Source organism: Amycolatopsis sp. NPDC021455 (genome assembly GCF_040640995.1).
Classification (GTDB): Bacteria; Actinomycetota; Actinomycetes; order Mycobacteriales; family Pseudonocardiaceae; genus Amycolatopsis.
In genome coordinates this window covers 1-5,181 of record NZ_JBFACT010000148.1, presented here as the reverse complement: position 1 = coordinate 5,181, position 5,181 = coordinate 1, and the positions used below count along the sequence as shown (strand labels likewise).

Below are 5,181 nucleotides of genomic sequence, written 5' to 3'. Positions count from 1 at the left end.
GGCATCCTGCTTCGCAAGTACTGGTTCTCCGTCAGCCTCGACGAGCAGGAACGCCGGTTCCGCGCCCGCGTCGACGACCCCATGCGCCGCTGGAACCTCTCGATCATCGACCTGCAGTCGGTGACGCACTGGGAGGACTACTCGCGGGCGAAGGACGACATGTTCGTGCACACCGACACCACCGAATCGCCTTGGCACGTAGTGGAAAGCGAGGAGAAGCGACGCGGGCGGCTGAACATGATCGCGCACCTGCTGGCCGGCATCCCGTACTACGAGGTGCCCCGCCAGGCGGTGTCGCTGCCCCCGCGGCCGGAGCCGACCGGCTACTTCCGGCCCGACCGGCGGCTGCAGACCTACGTTCCCGACCACGCGGCCACCCTGCTGCCGCACTGAACAGGAGGAGAAACCATGGACGACAAGGAAAAGGCGGCCATCGAAGCCGAGGCACGCCGGGACGTCGCCGAGCGCGGGCGGCACGGTCCGAAGGTCGGCCGGTACCTGCACGTGGTCGAACACCACGCGATCAAGGAGAACGAAGAGGACCTTCCTCCGGCTGCCGCGGACGAACCGCGGCAGCCGGCAGGTGAACGTCAGGGCTGATCGGTGCGCGTGTAGGCCGCGAGGGCTCGTTCCCGGGCTTTCGCGGCCATCGTGCGGATGAGCGCCGTGTGCACCGAACCGATGGCCGGCCGGGCGATCCGCCAGTAGCGGCGGAACTTCAGCCAGCTCTCCGGGTCGCTCATCCGGACGCGGGTGTGCACGGTCAGCGCCGTGCGGTGCGCGCCGTAGGGCGCCACTGAGACGGCCATCACGATCTTGCCGAAGCCGGGCTCGTCGAACGCCGCGAAGTCGTCCGCCTCGACCCGGCGCCAGGTGATCACCGGCTTCCAGAACTTGCCCGCGACGCCGAGGGCGAACTCGGCGCCCGGACGGTCGCCGAGCAGCGTCCACTCGGAGCCGGCGTCGAGGTCGTCGGCCGTCAGGCGGGTCGGACGGCGGGGCGGGCCGTGCCGCCGGTTGTGCCAGCGTTCGGGCAGCGCGCGCAGCCAGCCCGCGGCGGAGACGACGCCGCCTCGGACGTCGGTGAAGTCGAGTTCGCGCGCCGCCGCGTAGGTCTCCTTGGCCGGCGCGTCCACGATGGTCGTGCGCACCAGCTCGAAGTGCGGGTGCGGCAGGAAGTGGTCGATGAACAGATCAGGTGCAGTCATCGTCCCAGCGTCGGCGACGACGGCCGCGCGGACAGGCGGATTTGGTCCCCGGTGAAAGGGACTTCGGGCCCTGACCGGCGAGTACCGGCCGCACCCATGCTGAACCTCCCGGACCCGCAGGAGGAACTCATGACCGCAAACCGGCCGGTGCTCGCCGGGGTGGACGCTTCCGAGCCGTCGTACGCCGCCGTCCGCTGGGCGGCGCGGGAAGCGGCGCGGCGCGACACCACGCTGCGCCTGGTGCACGCCTGCGTCTTCGAGGGCACTCCGGCCCACGAGCACGACGAGCTCCTGCTGGAACACATCTACCGCTGGCTGCACCGCGCGGCCGGGATCGCCCGTGACTGGGCGCCCGGCGTGCGGGTCGAGACGGCCGTCCGGCTCGGGCTCGCCGTCGATCTGCTGCTGGAGGAGGCGGCGGACGCGGCCCTCGTCGTCCTCGGTTCGCACGGCCTCGGCGGTCTGCGCGGCGCGCTGATCGGTTCGGTCGCCCTGCGCGTGGCCGCCGAAGCGCCGTGCCCCGTCGTCGTGGTGCCCGGGCACCAGCCCGTCCGCACCGGGCCGGTGGTCGCCGGGATCGACCGGTCCGAATCGAGTGAACACGCGCTGCGATTCGCCTTCGACGAGGCGGCCGCGACGCGGGCGCCGGTCCTGGTCGTGCACGCCGGGGAAGACGACGCCGACCTGGCGGCCCGCGTCACCGACTGGCGGCGCAAATACCCCGACCTCGAGGTTCGCACGCGGGTCGTGCCGGAGCGGGTCCCGGCCCGCGCGCTGCAGCACGCCGCCCCGGACGCCCGGTTGATCGTCATCGGCACCCGCGGCCGCGGTCCGGTCGCCGGCGGGATCCTCGGCTCGACCGGCAACACCCTGCTCGCGCACGCGGCCTGCCCGGTCGCCGTCGTGCACTGAAAGGAGCCGAAGTGAAGGCACGCGACATCATGACGAGGCCGGTGGTGCGGGTCGGACCCGCGACCCCGGTCCGCGAAGCCATCGTGCTGCTCACCGAGCACTGTGTCGCGGCGCTGCCGGTCGTCGGCGAGGACGACGCGGTCCTCGGCGTGTTCACCGAAGCCGACGCGCTCCGCAGCGGCATCACCGGTGCGGCACCGGACGTGCTGGTGGCCACGATGATGACGACCCCCGCCGAGACCGTGCGGCTGGACACCGACATCACCGAGATCGCCCGGCGCATGCTGGGCGACCGGCGCCGCAGCATCCCGGTCACCGACGACGACGGCGTCCTCGTCGGCATCGTCAGCCGCCGTGACATGCTCAGCCCGCTGGTGCGCCAGGACGACTCGATCGCCTCGCACCTCAACGCGCTGCTCACCGACTACTGCGGGCACCGCGACCGCTGGGCGGTTTCCGTCACCGGCGGCATGGTGACCATCCGCGGCACCTTCACCGACGAGGCCGAGCGCCGGGTCGTGACGGCGCTGGCGAAGACGGTCTACGGCGTCGTCGGCGTCGAGCTGTGGGAAGAAGCCTCGGTGCGGACATGAAGATCCTCGTCGCGGTGGCCACCCGGCACGGGGCCACCAGGGAAATCGCCGAAAGCGTGGCCACCGCGCTCGGCTCCGCGCTGACCGACGCCGGGGTGTGGTCGCTGGTGGAGGTCCGCGACGCGGGCCTGGTGCACTCGGTCGAAGGCTTCGACGCCGTTGTCGTCGGCAGTGCTGTCTACATGGGACACTGGCTCGAACCGGCGAGGAAGCTTGCGGAGTCCTTTTCGGACGAACTTCGCCGGGTGCCGGTCTGGCTCTTCTCCAGCGGACCGGTCGGCGAACAGAAGCGCCCCGCCGAAGAGCCGGTCGCCGTCGAAGACCTGGTGCGGCGGCTGAACGCCCGCGGGCATCGCCTGTTCGGCGGCCGGATCGACCGGCACACCCTGAACTTCCCCGAACGTGCCGTGGTGGCGGCGTTGCGGGTCGCCGACGCCGACAACCGGGACTGGCCCACGATCCGCGCCTGGGGCCGCGAGATCGGGACCAGCCTCGCCCACGTGGAAAGGAACGTGTCATGACCGAATACCCCGTCCGCGTCGAGGCGACGCTGGACGAACCGCTGTCCCGCGGGCTCTGGCTGGTGAAGTGGCTCCTCGCCGTCCCGCACTACATCGTGCTGGCGTTCCTCTGGTTCGCCTACCCGTTCGTCACGATCGCGGCGTTCTTCGCGATCCTGGTGACCGGCCGCTATCCGCGGCCCCTGTTCGAGTTCACCTCCGGCGTGCTGCGCTGGAGCTGGCGGGTCCAGTACTACTCGTACGCCGCGCTCGGGACCGACCGGTACCCGCCGTTCACCCTGGCCGACGTCCCGGACTACCCGGCCCGGCTCGAAATCGCCTACCCCGAGCGGCTTTCACGCGGCCTGGTGCTGGTGAAGTGGTGGCTGCTGGCCATCCCGCACTTCATCGTCGTCGGCCTGTTCGTCGGCGGCGGCACCTGGCTGGTGTCCCGCACGAGCGACGGCACTTTCAACTGGGCCGCCGGTGGCCTCGTCGGCGTGCTGGTCCTCGTCGCGGGCGTGGTGCTGCTGTTCACCGGCCGCTACCCACGGCCGATCTTCGACTTCGTCCTCGGCATGGACCGCTGGGTGCTGCGCGTGGCGGCCTACGTGTCGCTGATGACCGACGAATACCCGCCGTTCCGGCTCGACATGGGCGGCGCCGAGACCGGCCACGAACCCCCGCACCCGCAACCACCGCACCCGCACGCGGCGGGCTGGACCGCGGGCAGGATCGCCGCCGCGGTCACCGGCGCCGTGCTGGTGCTCGGCTCGATGGGACTGCTCACCGGCGGCACGGCCGTGCTGTGGGCCGACCGCACCCAGCGTGACGCGGACGGCTACCTCACCGCGTCCACCACGTTCGTCTCGGGCGGGTACGCGTTCGCCACCGATCCGGTGCGGCTGGAAGGTGTGGCCGTGCCGAAGCTCGAGAGCTTCATCGGCGACGTCCGGATCCGGGCCACCGACACCGGCGGCCGTCCGGTCTTCGTGGGCATCGGCCGCACGGACGCCGTCGAGCGCTACCTGGCCGCGACCGAGTACACGACCGCGGGCAACCGCACGCACCTCGGCGGCGCCCCGGCCGTCCCGCCCGGCGACGCTCGCGTGTGGGTCGCGAGCGCGTCCGGCGCGGGCACGCAGAGCGTCGCCTGGCCGGTGCTGACCGGGCAGTGGACCGCCGTGGTGATGAACGCGGACGCCTCGCGCGGCATCTCCGTGCGCGCCGAAGCGGGCGCGACGGCACCCGCGCTCGGCTGGATCGCCGTGGCCCTGCTGGTGTCCGGTCTTGTGGTGCTGGCCGGCGGCGTCGTCCTGATCGGCGTGGCCGCGCACCGCGCCTCGCAACGCCCGCCGAGCCCCACCGCGCCCGAGCCGTCCACTGTGGACATCTGAGAGAGGAACGACCATGCACGCACAGCCGGGCGACTGGCTCGTCGTCAAGGGACCGTGGGTCGACGCGCCCGAGCAGCGCGGCCGGATCCTCGAGGTCCGCTCGGCCGACGGGACCCCGCCGTACGTCGTCCGCTGGACGGCCGACGACCACGTGTCGACGGTCTTCCCCGGCCCTGACGCGATCGTCGTGACCGCCGAGGAGGAACAGGCCGCCGAAGACCGCGCCCGCACCCGCTTCGACCGGGTCCAGCGATTCATCCACGAGGGAGACGGCGATGTCCGGGTTCGTTGACGGCGTGGTCGTCGCCGGGATCGACGGCTCCGGGTCGGCGGTGCGGGCCGCGGTGTGGGCCGGGGCGGAGGCTGTGCACCGCGGGCGTCCGCTCCGGCTGGTCCAGGTCTACGCGCTGCCGCAGGTGAAGGCGCCCGTCGCGTTCGGCACCCATGAGCAGGTGCGGGCCGGGCTGGCCGAGCGAGCCGGGGAGTGGCTCGCCGACGCGAAGGCCGCGGTGCTCGCCGAGCATCCCGGCCTGGCAGTCACCACGGCCGCGCGGGAGTGGAGCCCGGTCAC

General features: G+C 72.4%; 7 protein-coding genes and 2 pseudogenes. 8 read left to right on the top strand and 1 reads right to left on the bottom strand.

The window, feature by feature from the left end; translation table 11 throughout:
* Nucleotides 1-393: pseudogene (locus AB0G28_RS49080) on the top strand (polyphosphate kinase 2); the annotation flags it as partial.
* Nucleotides 394-408: 15 nt separating this feature from the next.
* Nucleotides 409-600: a hypothetical protein gene (locus AB0G28_RS49075; protein ID WP_361106533.1), complete on the top strand. Its 192-nt coding sequence runs from the start codon at nucleotides 409-411 to the stop codon at nucleotides 598-600.
* Here AB0G28_RS49075 and AB0G28_RS49070 read toward each other — a convergent pair.
* The gene (locus AB0G28_RS49070) at nucleotides 591-1,208 is read right to left on the bottom strand and encodes a hypothetical protein (protein WP_361106531.1); all 618 of its coding nucleotides are present in this window, start codon (nucleotides 1,206-1,208) and stop codon (nucleotides 591-593) included. The genes AB0G28_RS49075 and AB0G28_RS49070 overlap by 10 nt on opposite strands.
* A gap of 129 nt (nucleotides 1,209-1,337) precedes the next feature.
* On the opposite strand from AB0G28_RS49070, the gene AB0G28_RS49065 reads away from it, so the two are divergent.
* From AB0G28_RS49065 to AB0G28_RS49040, 6 genes and pseudogenes are all read left to right on the top strand, one after another.
* Nucleotides 1,338-2,120 carry a universal stress protein gene (locus AB0G28_RS49065; RefSeq protein WP_361106528.1) on the top strand — a complete coding sequence of 261 codons (783 nt, stop codon included), beginning with the start codon at nucleotides 1,338-1,340 and terminating at the stop codon, nucleotides 2,118-2,120.
* An 11-nt stretch (nucleotides 2,121-2,131) separates the two neighbouring features.
* A complete protein-coding gene (locus AB0G28_RS49060; RefSeq protein WP_361106525.1) occupies nucleotides 2,132-2,713 on the top strand; it encodes a CBS domain-containing protein in 582 nt (193 codons plus the stop codon).
* Complete coding sequence (locus AB0G28_RS49055) at nucleotides 2,710-3,234, top strand: flavodoxin domain-containing protein (protein ID WP_361106522.1); 525 nt, start codon at nucleotides 2,710-2,712, stop codon at nucleotides 3,232-3,234. Before AB0G28_RS49060 ends, AB0G28_RS49055 begins: the two co-directional genes overlap by 4 nt.
* Nucleotides 3,231-4,610, top strand: a complete 1,380-nt coding sequence (locus AB0G28_RS49050; RefSeq protein WP_361106519.1) for a DUF4389 domain-containing protein — start codon at nucleotides 3,231-3,233, stop codon at nucleotides 4,608-4,610. The genes AB0G28_RS49055 and AB0G28_RS49050 overlap by 4 nt, the downstream gene beginning before the upstream one ends.
* Before the next feature lie 13 nt (nucleotides 4,611-4,623).
* The gene (locus AB0G28_RS49045; protein WP_361106516.1) at nucleotides 4,624-4,902 is read left to right on the top strand and encodes a DUF1918 domain-containing protein; all 279 of its coding nucleotides are present in this window, start codon (nucleotides 4,624-4,626) and stop codon (nucleotides 4,900-4,902) included.
* Nucleotides 4,886-5,181, top strand: a pseudogene (locus AB0G28_RS49040) (universal stress protein); the annotation flags it as partial. The gene AB0G28_RS49045 and the pseudogene AB0G28_RS49040, both read left to right, overlap by 17 nt.